Origin of the sequence: Kitasatospora griseola, from assembly GCF_044999035.1 — a bacterium.
Taxonomy (GTDB): Bacteria; Actinomycetota; Actinomycetes; order Streptomycetales; family Streptomycetaceae; genus Kitasatospora; species Kitasatospora griseola.
The window spans coordinates 2,522,128-2,538,474 of record NZ_CP173360.1 but is presented as its reverse complement, the minus strand read 5'-3'; the positions used below and the strand labels follow the sequence as shown (position 1 = coordinate 2,538,474).

General features: G+C 74.1%; 17 protein-coding genes. 11 read left to right on the top strand and 6 right to left on the bottom strand.

The genetic code is table 11. The features are described 5' to 3' along the window. Nucleotides 1-146 precede the first annotated feature (146 nt). From ACI1MP_RS11550 to ACI1MP_RS11515, 8 genes are all read left to right on the top strand, one after another. Nucleotides 147-1,037: an alkaline phosphatase family protein gene (locus ACI1MP_RS11550; protein WP_380343865.1), complete on the top strand. Its 891-nt coding sequence runs from the start codon at nucleotides 147-149 to the stop codon at nucleotides 1,035-1,037. A 6-nt stretch (nucleotides 1,038-1,043) separates the two neighbouring features. Beyond that, entirely contained in the window at nucleotides 1,044-2,321 is a 1,278-nt protein-coding gene (locus tag ACI1MP_RS11545; RefSeq protein ID WP_404868609.1) for an MFS transporter, read from the top strand. Between the two features lie 65 nt (nucleotides 2,322-2,386). Beyond that, nucleotides 2,387-3,469, top strand: a complete 1,083-nt coding sequence (locus tag ACI1MP_RS11540) for a TolB family protein (RefSeq protein ID WP_404868608.1) — start codon at nucleotides 2,387-2,389, stop codon at nucleotides 3,467-3,469. A 56-nt stretch (nucleotides 3,470-3,525) separates the two neighbouring features. Beyond that, nucleotides 3,526-4,158 carry a hypothetical protein gene (locus tag ACI1MP_RS11535; protein ID WP_404868607.1) on the top strand — a complete coding sequence of 211 codons (633 nt, stop codon included), beginning with the start codon at nucleotides 3,526-3,528 and terminating at the stop codon, nucleotides 4,156-4,158. A gap of 50 nt (nucleotides 4,159-4,208) precedes the next feature. After that, on the top strand, nucleotides 4,209-4,394 hold the full coding sequence (locus ACI1MP_RS11530; RefSeq protein ID WP_404868606.1) for a hypothetical protein: 186 nt from the start codon (nucleotides 4,209-4,211) through the stop codon (nucleotides 4,392-4,394). A gap of 61 nt (nucleotides 4,395-4,455) precedes the next feature. Next, a complete protein-coding gene (locus tag ACI1MP_RS11525; protein WP_380343853.1) occupies nucleotides 4,456-5,064 on the top strand; it encodes a DUF3592 domain-containing protein in 609 nt (202 codons plus the stop codon). A 65-nt stretch (nucleotides 5,065-5,129) separates the two neighbouring features. Further along, on the top strand, nucleotides 5,130-5,729 hold the full coding sequence (locus ACI1MP_RS11520) for a hypothetical protein (RefSeq protein ID WP_404868605.1): 600 nt from the start codon (nucleotides 5,130-5,132) through the stop codon (nucleotides 5,727-5,729). 3 nt (nucleotides 5,730-5,732) lie between these two features. Further along, nucleotides 5,733-6,386, top strand: coding sequence for a hypothetical protein (locus ACI1MP_RS11515; RefSeq protein ID WP_404868604.1), 654 nt, complete (start codon nucleotides 5,733-5,735; stop codon nucleotides 6,384-6,386). Between the two features lie 7 nt (nucleotides 6,387-6,393). On the opposite strand, the gene ACI1MP_RS11510 is transcribed toward ACI1MP_RS11515, so the two are convergent. After that, complete coding sequence (locus tag ACI1MP_RS11510) at nucleotides 6,394-6,888, bottom strand: GbsR/MarR family transcriptional regulator (RefSeq protein WP_404868603.1); 495 nt, start codon at nucleotides 6,886-6,888, stop codon at nucleotides 6,394-6,396. Between the two features lie 134 nt (nucleotides 6,889-7,022). Between ACI1MP_RS11510 and ACI1MP_RS11505 the strand changes: the two genes are divergently transcribed. Together ACI1MP_RS11505 and ACI1MP_RS11500 are read left to right on the top strand one after the other, a co-directional pair. Next, nucleotides 7,023-7,928: an ABC transporter ATP-binding protein gene (locus ACI1MP_RS11505; RefSeq protein WP_363480776.1), complete on the top strand. Its 906-nt coding sequence runs from the start codon at nucleotides 7,023-7,025 to the stop codon at nucleotides 7,926-7,928. Continuing rightward, a complete protein-coding gene (locus ACI1MP_RS11500) occupies nucleotides 7,925-9,529 on the top strand; it encodes an ABC transporter permease (protein ID WP_404868602.1) in 1,605 nt (534 codons plus the stop codon). The genes ACI1MP_RS11505 and ACI1MP_RS11500 overlap by 4 nt, the downstream gene beginning before the upstream one ends. 80 nt (nucleotides 9,530-9,609) lie before the next feature. Here ACI1MP_RS11500 and ACI1MP_RS11495 read toward each other — a convergent pair whose 3' ends face one another. From ACI1MP_RS11495 to ACI1MP_RS11485, 3 genes are all read right to left on the bottom strand, one after another. Further along, nucleotides 9,610-11,112 carry an alpha/beta hydrolase gene (locus tag ACI1MP_RS11495; RefSeq protein WP_404868601.1) on the bottom strand — a complete coding sequence of 501 codons (1,503 nt, stop codon included), beginning with the start codon at nucleotides 11,110-11,112 and terminating at the stop codon, nucleotides 9,610-9,612. Between the two features lie 118 nt (nucleotides 11,113-11,230). Continuing rightward, nucleotides 11,231-11,710 (bottom strand): OsmC family protein, encoded by a 480-nt coding sequence (locus ACI1MP_RS11490; protein ID WP_404868600.1) that lies wholly within the window; start codon nucleotides 11,708-11,710, stop codon nucleotides 11,231-11,233. Between the two features lie 4 nt (nucleotides 11,711-11,714). After that, complete coding sequence (locus ACI1MP_RS11485; protein WP_404868599.1) at nucleotides 11,715-12,356, bottom strand: GntR family transcriptional regulator; 642 nt, start codon at nucleotides 12,354-12,356, stop codon at nucleotides 11,715-11,717. A 148-nt stretch (nucleotides 12,357-12,504) separates the two neighbouring features. Between ACI1MP_RS11485 and ACI1MP_RS11480 the strand changes: the two genes are divergently transcribed. Next, complete coding sequence (locus ACI1MP_RS11480; RefSeq protein ID WP_404868598.1) at nucleotides 12,505-14,280, top strand: DUF4190 domain-containing protein; 1,776 nt, start codon at nucleotides 12,505-12,507, stop codon at nucleotides 14,278-14,280. A 76-nt stretch (nucleotides 14,281-14,356) separates the two neighbouring features. On the opposite strand, the gene ACI1MP_RS11475 is transcribed toward ACI1MP_RS11480, so the two are convergent. Both ACI1MP_RS11475 and cobO read right to left on the bottom strand, forming a co-directional pair. Further along, nucleotides 14,357-15,742 carry a cobyrinate a,c-diamide synthase gene (locus ACI1MP_RS11475; RefSeq protein WP_404868597.1) on the bottom strand — a complete coding sequence of 462 codons (1,386 nt, stop codon included), beginning with the start codon at nucleotides 15,740-15,742 and terminating at the stop codon, nucleotides 14,357-14,359. A 4-nt stretch (nucleotides 15,743-15,746) separates the two neighbouring features. After that, nucleotides 15,747-16,343, bottom strand: a complete 597-nt coding sequence (gene cobO / locus ACI1MP_RS11470) for a cob(I)yrinic acid a,c-diamide adenosyltransferase (protein ID WP_100589440.1) — start codon at nucleotides 16,341-16,343, stop codon at nucleotides 15,747-15,749. Nucleotides 16,344-16,347 lie beyond the last annotated feature (4 nt).

Here is a 16,347-nt window from a genome sequence, read left to right as displayed (position 1 = left end):
CTTGTCGGCCGACCAAGCGTTCGCTTGTTCTTAACCTGTCAAAAGGTTCGTCGGCCACCGCCCGCGCCTAGGGTTTCCGGCGCTCCAACAAGCGCGCGCCCCATCAGCCCTGTCCCGCACGTTCCCTGCCCCGGAGGGACCTCGCCATGACCGCTGCACCGCTCAGCCGCCGCACCAAGCGCCGCCTCACCGCGATCGGAAGCACCGTCGCGCTCGCCGCCGCCTCGCTCGGCCTGTGGGCCGCCACCGGCTCCACCGCGCAGGCCGCCGCGCTGCCCGCGCCCGACCACGTCGTCGTGGTGGTGATGGAGAACCACGCCTACAGCCAGGTGATCGGCAGCTCCAGTGCCCCGTACCTGAACGGCACCCTGGTGGCCGGCGGCGCCAACCTGACCCAGTCCTACGGCCTGACCCACCCGTCCGAGCCGAACTACTACATGCTGTTCTCCGGCTCCAACCAGGGCCGTACGGACGACAGCTGCGTCAAGGTCGGCTCGATGACCGCCCCCAACCTGGCGTCCGAGCTGATCGCCGCCGGAAAGAGCTGGGGCTCCTACAACGAGACCCTGCCCAGCCAGGGCTCCACGGTCTGCTCCAGCGGCAAGTACGCGCAGAAGCACAACCCGTGGTTCGGCTTCTCCAACGTGCCGACCAACACCGCCTACACCTTCGCCCAGTTCCCCACCGACTACACCACGCTGCCGAAGGTCTCCTTCGTGGTGCCGAACCTGTGCAGCGACATGCACGACTGCTCGGTCTCCACCGGCGACACCTGGGTCAAGAACAACCTCGGCGCGTACGCCACCTGGGCGCAGACCCACAACAGCCTGCTGGTGGTCACCTTCGACGAGGACAACAGCCTCTCCGGCAACCGCATCCCGACCGTGGTCTACGGGCAGCACGTGATCCCCGGCTCCACCAGCGCCACCACCTACAACCACTACAACGTGCTGCGCACCCTGGAGGACCTGGCCGGCCTGAGCGCCCACGCGGGCAACGCCGCCTCCGCCTCCGACATCACCGGCATCTGGAACTGACGCCGGATGTACCTCGCGGACGCCCGCTCCACCAAGACCGGCCGCGCCGCGGCCGCCGCCCCGGGCACCCGCCCGGGGCGGCGCGCCGCCGTCCCCGGCACCGTGCTCGCGCTCGGCGCGGTCAGCCTGGTCACCGACGTCTCCTCCGAGATGGTCAGCGCGGTCCTGCCGCTGTACGTGGTCGCCGCGCTCGGCCTGTCCCCGCTCGGCTTCGGCCTGCTCGACGGCATCAACAACGGCGTCGGCGCGCTGGTCCGGCTGCTCGGCGGCCACCTCGCCGACCGCGGCGCCCGTGGCCACAAGGTCGTCGCCGGGATCGGCTACGGCCTGTCCGCGCTGTGCAAACCGCTGCTGCTGCTGGTCCACACCGTGCCGCTGATCGGCGGCGTCCTGGCGATCGACCGCACCGGGAAGGGCCTGCGCACCGCGCCCCGGGACGCGATGATCTCGCTCGCCACCGCCCCCGAGCACCGCGGCCGCGCGTTCGGCGTGCACCGCGCGATGGACACCACCGGCGCGCTGCTCGGCCCGCTGCTCGCCTTCGCGGTGCTGCGGATCGCCGACGACCGGGCCGAACGCGCCGGCTACAGCGCGGTGTTCACCGTCTCCGGGTGCGTGGCCGTGCTCGGCGTCCTGCTGCTGGTGCTGTTCGTCCCCGCCCGGACCACCCCGGTCGAGGCGCCGACGGGTCCGCGCCCCACCCTGCGGGACGCGCTCGCGCTGCTGCGCCGCCCCGCGCTGCGCCGACTCACCCTGGCCGCGGTGCTGCTCGGCCTCACCACCGTCAGCGACTCGTTCCTCTACCTGCTGCTGCAACGCCGACTCGGCCTGCCCGCCCACCTGTTCCCGCTGCTGCCGCTCGGCACCGCCGCGGTCTTCCTGACCCTCGCCGTCCCGCTCGGCGTGATCGCGGACAGGATCGGCCGCCGCACCCTGTTCCTGGCCGGCCACGCCGTGCTGCTCGGCGCGTACGGGGTGGTGCTCTCCCCGCTGCGCGGTGCGAGTGCCGCCGTGCTGGTCCTGCTGCTGCACGGCGCTTTCTACGCCGCCACCGACGGGGTGCTCGCCGCGGCCACCGCCGCGACCGTCCCCGACGGCCAGCAGGGCGCCGGGCAGGCCCTGGTCGGCACCGGACAGGCCCTCGCCCGCTTCGCCTGCTCCCTCGCCTTCGGCGCCGCCTGGACCCTCTGGGGCCCGCGCGCCGCCCTCACCGCGACGACGATCGCCCTCGCCGCCGCCGCGATCGCGGCCACCCGCCTGCTCCGTCCCGCCGCCACCGACTGACGCACCGCCACAGAGGTCGCGGCGGCTCCTCCCTTCCCCCGTCAACCCGCCCGGAGGACACCCCCATGACTGCTCCCGTTGTCGTCGACCCGGACTCCGCGACGCCCGAACCCCCGGTCGAGGGCGCCTCCGTGCGGCGCAAGGTGGTGGTGCTGGTGGTCGCGGTGCTGCTGCTGGCCGGGGTCGGGACGGTCGCCGTCCGGTACGCCGCCGACCGGGCCGACCGGCGCAACCAGGAGCAGGCCGGCGGGCCGCCGGTGCGCGAGGGATCGGTGACGCTGCAGCCGACGGAGCGTCAACTGCTGCTGCGCAACCTGGCCTGGGGCCCGCACCGCGACGAGGTGGCCGCGGTGCCCGCCGACCACCCGGACGGCCCCCGCACCGCGTCCGGCGTGAAGTGCCTGCGCTTCCACGCCGCCGCCGGCACCGGCATCTGCCTGCAGGCCGAGCACGGCGCGCTGGACGACACCTACCACGCGTCCGTACTGGACGCCTCGCTGCACGAGACCAGGCGCTTCCCCGCGCCCGGCATCCCCACCCGCGCCCGGGTCTCCCCGTCGGGCCACCTGGTCGGCTGGACGGTGTTCGTCAGCGGCGACTCCTACGCGGGCACCGACTTCTCCACCCGCACCGCGATCGTCGACACCCGCAACTGGCAGTTCTACGACAACCTGGAGACCTTCCAGGTGCTGAGGGACGGCCACCCCGTCCAGGCGTCCGACCTCAACGTCTGGGGCACCACCTTCGCCGCCGACGACAACCGCTTCTACGCGACGGTCGCCACCGGCGGCCAGACCTACCTGGTGCAGGGCGACCTCGCCGCCCGCACCCTGACCACCCTGCACCAGAACGTCGAATGCCCGTCCCTGTCGCCGGACGGCACCCGGATCGCCTACAAGAAGCGGGTGGCCGGCGCCGACCCGGCCGCGCCGTGGCGGCTGTACGTGCTCGACCTGGCCACCATGGCGGAGACCGCGACCGCCGAGCAGCGCAACATCGACGACCAGGCACTGTGGGCCGACGGCCGCACCCTGCTGTACTCGCTGCCCGGCGACTACGGCTCCGACCTGTGGACCGTCCCCGCCGACGGCACCGGCGCCCCCGCCGTGCTGGTGCGCTCCGCGGTGGCCCCCGCGTATCTCGGCTGACAGCCCGGTCGCGCCGCCGGTAGGGTCCCCGCGTCAAGATCGACACGAAGGACGCGATGAACGAGAAGACCGGTACCGGCCGGCCCTGGCGCGGGTCGCTGTACGCGCTGCTCACCCTGCTCTGCTGCGCGGCGCCGATCGGCCTGCTGACCTACCTGTTCGGCGGCTCGGAGGCCGTCGAGCTGCTGCACGCCGTCACACCGACCGCGCTGATCCTGGTGGTCGCGCTGAACTACCGCACCCCCCGGGGAGGGGTGGCGGCGTTCGTCGCCGGCGGGCTGGCGCTCTGGCTGAGCTTCGCCGGGATGGCGGCGGTCCGGACCGGGTCACTGGCCGACCACGGGCAGCAGGTCACCGTCACCGTCACCGCCGTCCACCCGCGCAACGGCACCCACCTCCCCACCTGCGAGGTGAGCCGACCCGACGGCACCGCCATCCGCCACCCGCTCGACGCCTGCAACCTCCATGTCGGCCGCCGGCTGACGGTGACCGCCGACCCGTCCGACCGGCAGGCCCCGATCTGGGAACCCCTCGACGCGGACACCCCCCTCCACTGGGCGGCGGGCGTCGGCACCGCACTGGTCGCGCTGCTGGTCTCCCTCCCGTTCTGGGCCGGCCGCCGCCGGCAGCGCTCCGGCGGGCCGTCGGAGCCGGTGGCCGCAGGCGGGCCCGCGGACTGGCGGGTGTAGCCGGCCACCGATGGCCGGCAGCTGCTCGCGACGGTCGTCGGACGCTCGCCGTGGTCACCGCCACCTACCCCCGCCAGGGCAAGGCGGCCGGGTACGGCCTGCTGCGCGACGAGGCCGGCCGCGACATCCCCGGCCACCTCGGCCCCTGCGCCGGCCGCAGCGTGGGCCAGCGCCTCTACGTCACCTACGCCCCGGCCCCGGAGCCCCGCAAGCGGTGGGCCGGGCACCTCGACTGACGGTGGCTCATGGGCAGGAGTAGCGTCCTTCTTGATCCGAATGATCAATGGGGGGATCGACATGGACGTGAAGTCCGAGGAACACCCGCACCGTTTCTGGGTGCGGTTCGCGCCTGCGACGCTGGTCGCCGGCTTCGCTCTGATCTGGCTGATCAGCCAGCACCTCGGCTGGCGCACGGGGACCCTGAAGGGGGCGCTGGCGCTGCTGGCGCCGGCCATGTTCCTGGTGATGGCGTTCTCCTACCGCACCGTGGTCGGCCTGGTCGCGGCGCTCGCGTCCGGCGCGCTGGTGGTCCTTCTCGGGTTCGCCGGGGTCGACGCGGCGCAGCACGACGTGCTGGCCCGGGACGGCGAGCGGACGGTCGCCGAGGTCATTGCCGTGGACCCGGGCAAGGGAAGGGGGACGCCGACCTGTGAGTTGCGGGCTGCCGACGGGCGGGACATCTCCGGCCGGATCCACTCGAACGACTACCGGGTCGGTGACCACGTCAGCGTCACCTTCGACCCGGCCGGCCGGGTGGACCCGGTCGAGGGCGCGCCCGACCCGGACGGCGAGGTGCGCTGGGCTGCCGGGCTGGGCGGAGGGCTGGCCCTGCTGGTCCTGTCGCTCCCGCTGTGGGGACGGTTGGGCCCGCGTCTGGAGCGCGACCGGGACGCTGCGGAGGACTGACCGTTCACACCGCGCCAACTGCGAAGTAACCTCCCCTCGTTCGAACGACGAACGGGGGAGCGGCGATGAGTGTGAAGCCGGTGCAGCATCCGCACCGTTTCTGGGCGCGGGTCACGCTGCCGACGCTGGCGGGCAGTCTCGCGGTGATCTGGCTGACGGACCGGCAGCTCGGCTGGACGGGGTTCGCCGAGGGGGTGACGATCTTCGTCCTGGCGGTGCTGCTGATGCAGGTGATCGTGTACCCGTACCGCACCAGGTCGGGTGCGGTCGGGGCGGTCCTCGCCCTCGTGCTGCTCCTGGCGATCGGATTCGTCGGCACCGTCGCGTACCGCCAGAGCGTGCTGGCCGAGGACGGCGAGCGGACGCTCGCCGAGGTCACCGCCGTCCACCCGAGCGAGGGCAGGGCGGCCGGGTACTGCCTGCTGCGGGCAGCGGACGGCCGGGGCATTCCCGGGCGACTCGGCCCCTGCGAGGGCCGCAAGGTGGGCGACCACCTCGGCGTGACCTACGACCCGGCCGGCCGGCAGGATCCGACCGAGGAGGTGCCCGACCCGTCCGGTGCGGAGCGCTGGGTCGCCGGGCTGAGTGCGGCGCTGGCCCTGCTGGTGCTGTTGCTCCCGCTGTGGGGGCTCCGGGGGCGGAGCCTGGAGGGGCGGAAGCGGTAGCCGATGGCGGGCACCAACAGGTGTCCCGTCCAGGTGTTTGAACGATCGACAGGAACGACGGCTTTGAAGTCGACGGAACACCCGCACCGTTTCTGGGCGTGGTACACGGTGCCCGCGCTGTTCGGGAGCCTTGCGCTGTCGTGGCTGGCGGTTTGGCAGTTCGGCGCGGCCAACCCCGTTGCGTGGGTGGTGATTTGCCTGCTGGGGGTGGCTCTGACGGGGCTGGTCGGGAATGCGTACCGCACCCGGGCCACGTCGATCGCGGCTCTCCTCGTCCTCGTGCTGTTCGCCGGGATCGGGTTCTTCGGCAGCGGCGCGGTGAGCGGGACCGTGCTGAGCACGGACGGGAAGCGCACGGTCGCCCAGATCACCGCCGTCCATCCCCGCAACGGCAAGGCGGCCGGGTACTGCCTGCTGCGCACCGCCGAGGGTCAGCACATCGCCAAGCGGCTGAGCCCCTGCGAGGGCCGCGACGTCGGCAACCAACTGGAGGTCACGTACGACCCGGCCGGCCGGCAGGATCCGACCGAGAACCTGCCCGATCCGGGCGGTGCGGTGCGGTGGACCGGGGGGCTGGTGGCCGTGCTGGTCCTGTTGGTCCTCTCGATGCCGCTGTGGGGGCCGCGGGGCCCGCGGGTGCGGGAACGGCAGCGATAGCGGTCGCTCACTTCTCGCGGTCGCGCCAGCGCTGCATCATCTGCTGGATCTCGACCCGCAGGAAGGCGAAGAACTCCAGGGATTCGGCGAGGCGTTGGCCGGCCGGGGTGTCCGCGCCGAGCGCGTCGACGCCCTCGGCGAGGCTGGACTCGAAGCGGGAGAGGGTGCGGTCCCGGTTGGCGGTGGCCTCGTACCAGACGTGGTCGTGGATGCGGTAGCGGTCACGGCGGGTGCCGGGTTCGCGCTCCCGGCTGACCAGGTCGACCTGGGTCAGGTAGCGGACCGCGCCGGAGACCGCGGCGGGGGAGATCCGGAGCAGCTCGCCCAGCTCGGCGGAGGTCAGCCGGCCGGAGTCGGCGGTCAGCAGGGCGGTGAACACGCGGGCCGACATCCGGGGGAAGCCGGCGTCCGTCAGCACCGTGGCGAACCGCTCCACGAACTCCGACACCTCCGCCGGATTCCGCTGCGCGTCCACGTCACCCACGTCGCCCACCTCGCTCACCCGCACCACCCGAACCTCCCCGACACCCCGCCCGGCCGGGCGTCCGCCCACCTTCACACACTTCGGCCGCCACGCGAAGATCCGGGACTTTCGGTGCCTTCACGAAGTTGTGAAACAAGAGTAGCGTCGAACTCATGACGACCGCCATCTCGGTGTCCGGCCTGGTGAAGACCTTCGGCCGCACCCGCGCCCTGGACGGACTGGACCTCACGGTCGAACAGGGCGAGGTACACGGGTTCCTCGGCCCCAACGGGTCGGGCAAGTCCACCACCATCCGCGTTCTGCTCGGCCTGCTGCGCGCCGACTCCGGCACCGCCACGCTGCTCGGCGGCGACCCCTGGCGCGACGCCGTGCCGCTGCACCGCCGACTCGCCTACGTGCCGGGCGATGTGACGCTGTGGCGCAACCTCTCCGGCGGGGAGGCGATCGACCTGCTCGGGCGGCTGCGCGGCGGGCTCGACCCGACCCGCCGGGCCGCGCTGCTGGAGCGCTTCGAGCTCGACCCCACCAAGAAGGGCCGCGCCTACTCCAAGGGGAACCGGCAGAAGGTCGCGCTGGTCGCGGCGTTCGCCGGCGACACCGACCTGCTGATCCTGGACGAGCCGACCTCCGGCCTGGACCCGCTGATGGAGGAGGTGTTCCGCGAGTGCGTCGCCGAGGCCCGCGACCGGGGCACCACGGTGCTGCTGTCCAGCCACATCCTGTCCGAGGTGGAGGCGCTCTGCGACCGGGTGTCGATCATCCGGGCCGGCCGCACCGTGGAGACCGGCACCCTCGACGACCTGCGCCACCTCACTCGCACCTCGGTGGACGCCGTGCTCACCGGGCCGCCGCCGCACCCCGACTACGTCCACGACCTGACGGTCGACGGCAATCGGCTGCGCTGCCAGGTCGACACCGAACAGCTCGGCGCCCTGCTCGCCGAACTCACCGCCGTCGGCGTGCGCAGCCTCGCCAGCCGGCCGCCGACGCTGGAGGAACTCTTCCTGCGCCACTACGAGAACGTCTCCGACGCCCCGTCGACGGCGGCCGTCCGATGAGCGGCTACGCGCTGACCGGCACCGGCACCCTCTACCGCCTCGCCCTGCGCCGCGACCGCATCGCCCTGCCGGTGTGGGTGTACGTCGGCACCGGCATGATCGCCTCCACCGCCTTCTCCTTCCGCAAGCTGTACGGCGACGAGGCCTCCCGGCGGACCTTCGCGGCCGGCATCGACGGCAACGGCTCGCTGCGCGCCCTGTACGGCCCGATCTTCGACGGCTCCACCATCGGCGGGCTGACCGCGTGGCGGATGGGCGTGTTCGGGGCGGTGCTGGCCGCGCTGATGTCCACCCTGCTGGTGGTGCGGCACACCCGGGCCGAGGAGGAGGACGGCCGCTTCGAGCTGATCGGCGCCGGCGCCGTCGGCCGCCGCGCCCCGCTGACCGCCGCCCTGGCCACCGCCCTCACCGCGAACGCCGCGCTGGCCGCACTGGTGACGGTCGTGCTGCTGGCGGCCGGTCAGGCCCTGGCCGGGGCGCTGGCGTTCGGGCTGGCGCTCGGCGCCACCGGAGTGTTCTTCGCCGCGCTGGCCGCCGTCACCGCGCAGGTCGCCGAGACCGGTCGGGCCGCCAACGGCCTGGCCGGGGCGGCGATCGGCCTGGCGTTCGTGCTGCGCGCCGTCGGCGACTCCGGCAGCGGCACCGGCTGGGCGAGCTGGCTCTCCCCGATCGGCTGGAGCGAGCAGGTCCGTGCGTTCGCCGGGGACCGCTGGTGGGTGCTGGCGCTGCCGCTGGGCGGGGCCGCACTGCTCACCGTGCTGGCCCGGGCCCTGGTCGAACACCGCGACCTGGGTGCCGGAATGCTCCCGCAGCGCCCCGGCCCGGCCGCCGCCGCACCCGGCCTGGCGGACGCCGCCGCGCTGGCCCGCCGCCTGCAGCGCGGCGCCCTGCTCGGCTGGGCGCTGGCCTTCGCCGCGGGCGGCGCGGTGTTCGGCAGCGTCGCCAAGGGCGTGGTCGACCTGGTCGGCGACAACCGGCAGATGGCCGACCTGATGGCCCGGCTCGGCGGACAGCAGGGCGTGCTGAACGCCTACCTGTCCACCATCGCCGGGGTGTTCGGGATGATCGCCGCTGTGTACGCCGTGCAGTCCGTGCTGCGACTGCGCGCCGAGGAGAGCTCCGGCCGGGCCGAACCCGTGCTGGCGGGCGCCGTCTCCCGGCTGCGCTGGGCGGGCGGACACCTGCTGTTCCCGCTGCTCGGCACCGCCGTGCTGCTGGCCGTCGCCGGCGCCACCGCCGGGCTGGCGCAGGGCGCCGCGCTCGGCGGCGGGACGGGCGACGCCGTCGGCCGGATGCTCGGCGGGACGCTCGTCCAGCTGCCCGCGGTGTGGCTGACCGCCGCCGTGGCGCTGGCCGTGTACGGCCTGCTGCCGCGCTGGACGGCGGCCGGCTGGGCCGGGTACGGCGTGTTCGTGCTGGTCGCCTGGCTCGGACCGATCCTGCAACTGCCGCAGTGGGTACTGGACCTGTCCCCGTTCACCCACCTGCCGCACCTGCCCGGCGGGACGTTCACCGCCGCGCCGCTGCTGTGGACCACCGCGCTGGCCGCGCTCGCCGCCCTGGCGGGCCTGGCCGGGCTGCGCCGCCGCGACCTGGGCTGACGACCGGGCGCGGCCCGACGCACCGCCACGGGCCGGACGAACCCCGGACGGACGGGTGCTGATCGGGCCGCGCACCGGCCTCACCCGGCCTTCGGGCAGAACGCGTCCCGGGCCGGGCGGCGGCCGGTGGCCAGGAACTCCGACACCAGCGCGTCGCCGCAGGCGTTTCCGTGGGACAGGTAGGCGCCGTGGCCACCGGAGTCGACCGTGACCATCCTGGCCCGGTCGCCGAACGCCGCGCGCAGCTTGAGCGCCCCCGCGTAGGGCGTGGCCGGGTCTCGCAGGTTCTGCACCAGCAGCACGTTGGACGGCCCGTCGGAGGTGACCCGAACCGGCGGCTCGGCGGGCTGCCAGTGCCAGAACGCGCAGGCCGTGGCGTTCACCGGCATGCCGGCCGTGAGCGGGTGCGCGACCCGGTCGGCGGCCACCGCCGTGGCGTACGAGCCGAGGTCGCGCGGCCAGCTGACGTCGTTGCACAGGGTGGCGACCGTGACCGCCGTGGAAGCCTGCATCTGCGCAAGCTCCGCCGCGTCCGGCGCGGGCCCCTGCTCGGGCAGCGCGCGGTGGCCCTGGGCGGCCTGGATCAGAGCGGCCGCGGCGGGGAACTTGGCGTCCGCGTACAGGCTGTTCAGCAGCGTGCCGCGCACGCCGTTGCCGTCCAGTACGTCCGGGTTGTGGCCGGGCCAGGGCAGCGGGGCCGCGTCCAACTGCTGGGCGGCCGTCAGGTAGGCGGTGCGGACCTGCTCGGGGGTGTCGGCGATCCGGAACTCGCCGGCCTCGGGGGAGGACGCCCAGGCCGCGAAATCCGGGAAGCGGTCCTCCGCGCCGGTGGCGAAGGCGGCCAGCCAACTGCGCTCGGCCAGGACCGGATCCGGGTTGTCGTTGCTGTCCAGCAGGATCCGGTCGGTGCGGTCGGGGAACATCGTGGCGTACGCGGCGCCCGCGTAGGTGCCGTAGGAGACGCCCCAGGTGGAGATCCGGCGCTCGCCGAGGGACTGCCGGATCCGGTCGATGTCCCGCGCCTCGTTCCGGGTGGTGATGCTGCGCAGCACCGGGCCGCCGTTGGCCGCGCAGCGGTCGGCGATGCGTCGGCCGGTGGTCAGGTTGGCATCGCCGCCGTGCCCGTCGGGCGCGGGCCAGGGCAGCAGCTTGCCGGGCGCCAGGTCGGCGTAGTCGAGCCCGCAGGAGACCGGACTGGAACGGCCGACGCCGCGTGGGTCGAAGCCGATCAGGTCGTACCTGTCCAGCACCGACTGGGGCAGCCGTTTCGCAGCGCTGCTCGGCCCGTTCAGGCCGGAGCCGCCCGGCCCGCCGGGGATCAGCACCAGCACGCCGCGCCGCTGATCGGGCCGGGCGGCGGGGATCCGGGAGACGGCGAGCCGGAGGGTCGGCCCGGCGGGCTGCGCGTAGTCGATCGGGACGGTGAGCTCGGCGCACTGCTGCCGCCCGTCCGGCGCGCCGCCCGCGCACGCGCCCCAGGCGGGGCGGTCGGGGGCGGACGCTCCGGCGGCGAGCGGTGCCGTCAGGCCGAGCAGGACGGTGGTGGTGGCGGCCAGCGCGGCGCCTCGTCGGGTGATTCGCATGGCAGTGAGTCTTCGCCGTCGCGCCGCCCGGATCGATCCCGCAGGCCACCGTCTTTTCCCTGGAGCCAGCCCCCATGCGCATACTGGAGCCAGCCACACCAAGGAAATTGACGAGTCGTCAGGAACGGGCGGCCCGCACCGTCACCACGGGCTCGTGGTGGACCGGGAAGTTCACCGAGGAGGCGATGAAGCAGTCCTGGCTCGCCGGGCCGTGCAGCGCGATCGCCTTCTCGAGCATCGACTCCTCGGCGATCACCACCCGGGGCCGGAGCATCGCCGAGGTGAACCGGCCGCCGCCGCCCGAGGTCTCCATGGTGGCCTCCGCCTCGTCGGTGTAGGACAGCACCACCACGCCGCTGCGCGCGCAGTGCGACAGGAACGACAGCATGTGGCACTGGGCGAGCGCGGCCAGCAGGAACTGCTCCGGGTTCCACCGCGAGCGGTCGCCGCGGAACGTCGGGTCGGCGCTGCCGAGCAGGGTCGGCACCCCGTCCGAGGAGACGTCGTGGTCGCGGGAGTACGAGCGGTAGGTGTCGGTACCGGTACCGAGGTTGCCGGTCCAGTCGACACGGACCGCGTAGTGGTGGGACAGGGCCATCGGGTCACTCCTTCTCGGGCGGCCGGGCGGCGGCGCAGGTGTCCAGGACGTGCCGCCGGGCGGCCGCCCCGGCAGCGGCCGGATCCCCGGCGGTCACGGCGGCCAGCAGCTCACGGTGCTGGTCGTCCACCAGGGCGGTGCGGTCGGGCGCGTGCAGAGAACGGTGGGTGGAGACCTGGATCTGGTCCCACAGCCGCTCCAGCGAGTGCAGGGCGACGGGGTTGCCGGCCAGCTCCGCGACCCGCCGGTGGAACTGCCGGTTGAGCCGCACCGCCTCGGTCAACTCGCGCTCCACGGTGGCCCGGTGGGTGCGGTCGGCGAGCTCCGCGAGGTCGGTCAGCTCGGCCGGGGCCAGCCGCCCCGCGCGCTGCCGCTCGGCGGCCAGCTCGACGGTCAGCGCCTCCAGCGCGGCCCGCACCCGGTAGACGTGCGCCAGCTCCTCCGCCGACAGCTCCACCACCCGGACGCCGCGCCCGGCGGTGGCGAGCAGGCCGTCCGCCGCCAGCGCCCGGAACGCCTCCCGGACCGGGGTGCGGCTCACCCCGAGGGTCTCCGCGACCTCCACCTCGCCCAGTCGCGCCCCCGGTGGGTAGCGGCCGTCGAGGATCAGGGCCCGCAGGCTGCGGCGGGTGCTCTCGGTCTGCACAGCGGCAGCGTAGTGCGCTGCATGCATTGCATGCAATGGACTTTCGGGCGGTGCCCGGGCTCGGACACCGAACTCGTTGGGAGACCGACGGACCGGTCCGCTATATTCGCGCAGCCGTCGAACAGTTCCACGCCCAGGGGGGAAACCCATGTCGTTCGACCAGGAGCGCTCCGGGGAGGCCGGCCCCGACGCCGCCCGGAACGACTCCCCGACCACGCCCACCACGCCCGCGCCGGACACCAGGCCCGCGACGGACACCAGGCCCGCGCCGGACACCGAGAACGCTGCGCCGGCCGCGCTCTCGTTCACCAAGCCGCCCGCCAAGCCCGAGCCCGAGACCGCCGTCGCAGATGCAGAGGCGGCCGCGTCGGTCGAGCCTTCGCCGACCGAGGCGCCGTCGGTTCCCGCCGCGCCTGCACCGGACATCGAGGACGCCGCGACTGCGTCGGACGTCGAGGACGCCGCGCCGGTCGCGATCTCGTTCACCAAGCAGCCTGCTGAGCCCGAGACTTCGGCACCCGTGGACGCCCCGCCGGCCCCCGTCGCGCCGCCCGTCCCGCCCGCGCCCGCCGCGCCGCCCGCGCCCGCGAACCCGTGGGCGCTGCCCAGTGCGCCGCCGCCCGTCCCGGGTGCGGCGCCGGTCGGTGCGCCGTTGCCGCCGGGTGCGAACCCGTGGGCCGCGGCCCCGCCCGGAGGCCACGTGCCGCCGGGGGCTCACGTGCCGCCGGGTGCGCCGGGGCCGGTGCCCGACGGGGGCAGTCCGTGGGCGGCGGCGGGTGGTCAGCAGCCGTGGGGGACGGGCGGGTACCCGCCGCCCGGAATGCCGGGCGCGCCGGGCGGGCCGATGATGTACCCGGCCCCGCAGCGCTCGCTGTACACCAACAACCTGGCCATCGCCTCGCTGATCGTCGGCATCGTCTGCTGCTACTTCGGTTTCATCGGCATCGGCCTGGGCATCGGCGCGCTGCGGCAGATCAAGCGGACCGGTGAGCGCGGCAAGGGGCTGGCCATCTCCGGCATCGTGGCCGGCAGCCTCGGCATGGTGCTGTTCGTCCTCACGGTGATCGGCGGTGCCTTCAGCGTCGACGACTTCGAGGAGGACGGCTCCCGGCCCTCGCACGTCTCGCCGACCTCGGACTCGGGCCTCTCGGCGAACTCCCCGTTCCGACTGTCGCTCGGCCAGTGCTTCGACCGCGCCGCAGCGGGCAATGCCAGGCCGGTCGACTGCGCGTCCGCGCACTTCGGCGAGACGTACTGGGTGCAGCCCGCCACGAAGCAGACCGGCGCTTACCCGGGCGAGGACGTGATGAAGGAGGAGGCCGAGAAGCTCTGCGCGGACCGCGTGGACACCTACGTGGCGGACACCTGGTCGATCCCGGACAAGGTGGTGACCTTCTACTTCTACCCCGACCGGGCGGCCTGGAAGGCCCCCGCCGCCCGCCGCATCGTCTGCTTCCTGGCCAACGAGGACAAGTCCTCGCGCACCGGCATGCTGCGGAAGTCCGCCAGCAGCCTGACCCCCGACCAGCGCCAACTGCTGGACGCCACCAACCAGTTCGACAAGGCCTGGGGCAAGGGCCCGGACGAGGACACCGGGATCGAGGACGACCCGCAGGCGTACCGGACCTGGGCCAAGGACATGAGCACGGCCGCGAACCAGCAGGCCACCCTGCTGTCGAACTACCGCTGGACCACGGCCGACAAGGCGACCGTCGACCGGCTGGTCGCCAAGTCCAGGATCGCCGCCACCCACTACCAGCTGGCCGCCCAGTCCACCGACAACGCGACGCTCCGCACCGAACTGGGCCTCGCCGACGACAACCTGGGCGACTCCGAGATCATCTCGCTGCGCCGTGCGCTGGGCCTGGCGACCCAGCAGGAGGAACCGGCCAAGCACCAGGGCGGCAACAGCAAGGCGGTCTGAACCGCCCGCCGGCCGCGCGAGCATCTCGGCCCGCGCGGCCGGACCGGCCGTCGGTTCCCGCCGTCAGTTCCCGCCGTCAGTTCCCGTCGTGCGAGGCGGCCCACGCGGCGGCGTGCCGGACCAGTCGGGTCGGCAGGGCCGGGGCGCCCGTCCAGTGCAGGTGCAGGTAGGAGGCGTGCACCGAGCCGTGCAGGTGGCCCTCGGTGTGCGGGCCGGTGGGGGTGCGCCAGCCCCAGGCGGGGGACGGGCCGGCCGCCGGGTCGGTGACGGTGCGGTGGAACTCGTGCCCGCGCACCCGCGATCCGGCCGCCGCGAGCGGGGAGTCGGCGAGCGCCACCGCCTCCCGGTAGCCGAGCGTCAGCCGGGGCGTCATCCGGGCCGTCGAGTCCAGCACCCCGCACATCGGCAGGCCGTCCAACTCCCGCCCCAGGTACAGCAGTCCGGCGCACTCGCCGACCACCGGCGCGCCGCTCGCGGCCAGTTCGGCGACCGCGCGCCGCAGCGACGCGTTCGCGCTCAGCTCGGAGACGTACACCTCCGGGAAGCCGCCGCCGATCACCAACGCCGCCGTCCGCTCGGGCAGTCGCTCGTCGTGCAGCGGGTCGAACGGCACCACCTCGGCCCCGGCGGCGGCCAGCAGTTCGGCGTTCTCCGCGTACGAGAAGGAGAACGCGGCGCCGCCCGCCAGCGCGATCCGCGGCCGCGGGCCGACGATCGGCTCGACCTCCGCCGCCGCGTCCCAGGCGTCCACGGAGAGCGGCGGTGCGGTGCGGGCCAGCGCCAGCACGGCGTCCAGGTCGACCGAGGCGGCGACCAGTTCGCCCATCTCGCGGACCGCCCGCAGGGCCTCCGCCGAGCGTTCCACGGCCGGCACCAGGCCCAGGTGCCGGGACGGGGTGTCCACCGTCTTGGCCCGCCGCACCGCGCCGAGCACCGGCACCCCGGAGCCCTCCTCCAGCGCCTCCCGGAGCAGCGTCTCGTGCCGGTCCGAGGCCACCTTGTTGAGGATCACCCCGGCCAGGCGCACCTGCGGGTCCCAGGACGCGAAGCCGTGCACCAGCGCCGCCACCGAACGGGACTGCGAGGAGGCGTCCACCACCAGCACCACCGGTGCCCGCAGCAGCTTCGCCACCTGCGCGGTGGACGCCAACTCGCCCTGCCCCGCGGCCCCGTCGTACAGGCCCATCACGCCCTCGACCACCGCCACGTCCGCCCCGGCCGCGCCGTGCGCGAACAGCGGGGCGATCCGGTCCGGGCCGCTCATCCAGGAGTCCAGGTTGCGGCCCGGGCGGCCGGCGGCCAGCGCGTGGTAGCCGGGATCGATGTAGTCCGGGCCGACCTTGTGCGGCGACACCTTCAACCCGCGCGCCGCCAACGCTGCGATCAGGCCGGTCGCCACCGTGGTCTTGCCCGAGCCGGAGGACGGGGCGGCCACCACCAGCCGAGGAATGCTGTCGTTCAACGATCTACCACTCAATACCGCGCTGGCCCTTGCGGCCCGCGTCCATCGGATGCTTCAGCTTCGTCATCTCGGTGACCAGATCGGCCAGTTCGAGCAGCGGCTCGGGCGCGTTGCGGCCCGTCACCACCACGTGCTGGCTGCCCGGGCGCTCCCGCAGCACCTCCACCACCTCCGCCACGTCGATCCACCCCCAGTGCAGCGGGTAGGTGAACTCGTCCAGCACGTAGAACCGGTACGTCTCGGCCGCCAAGTCCCGCTTGACCTGCTCCCAGCCCTCCCGGGCCGCCTCCTCGGACGACTCGATGTCCCGCTGCACCCACGACCAGCCCGAGCCCATCTTGTGCCACGCGACCGTGCCGCCCTGCCCGGACTCGCCGAGCACCCGCAGCGCGTTCTCCTCGCCGACCTTCCACTTCGCCGACTTGACGAACTGGAACACCCCGATCGGCCAGCCCTGGTTCCACGCCCGCAGCGCCATCCCGAACGCCGCCGTGGACTTCCCCTTGCCCGGACCGGTGTGCACCGCCGTGATCGGCAGCGTCCGCCGCTGCCGGGTGGTCAGGCCGTCGTCCGGGACGTTCTCCGCAACTCCCTTGGGCATTCGG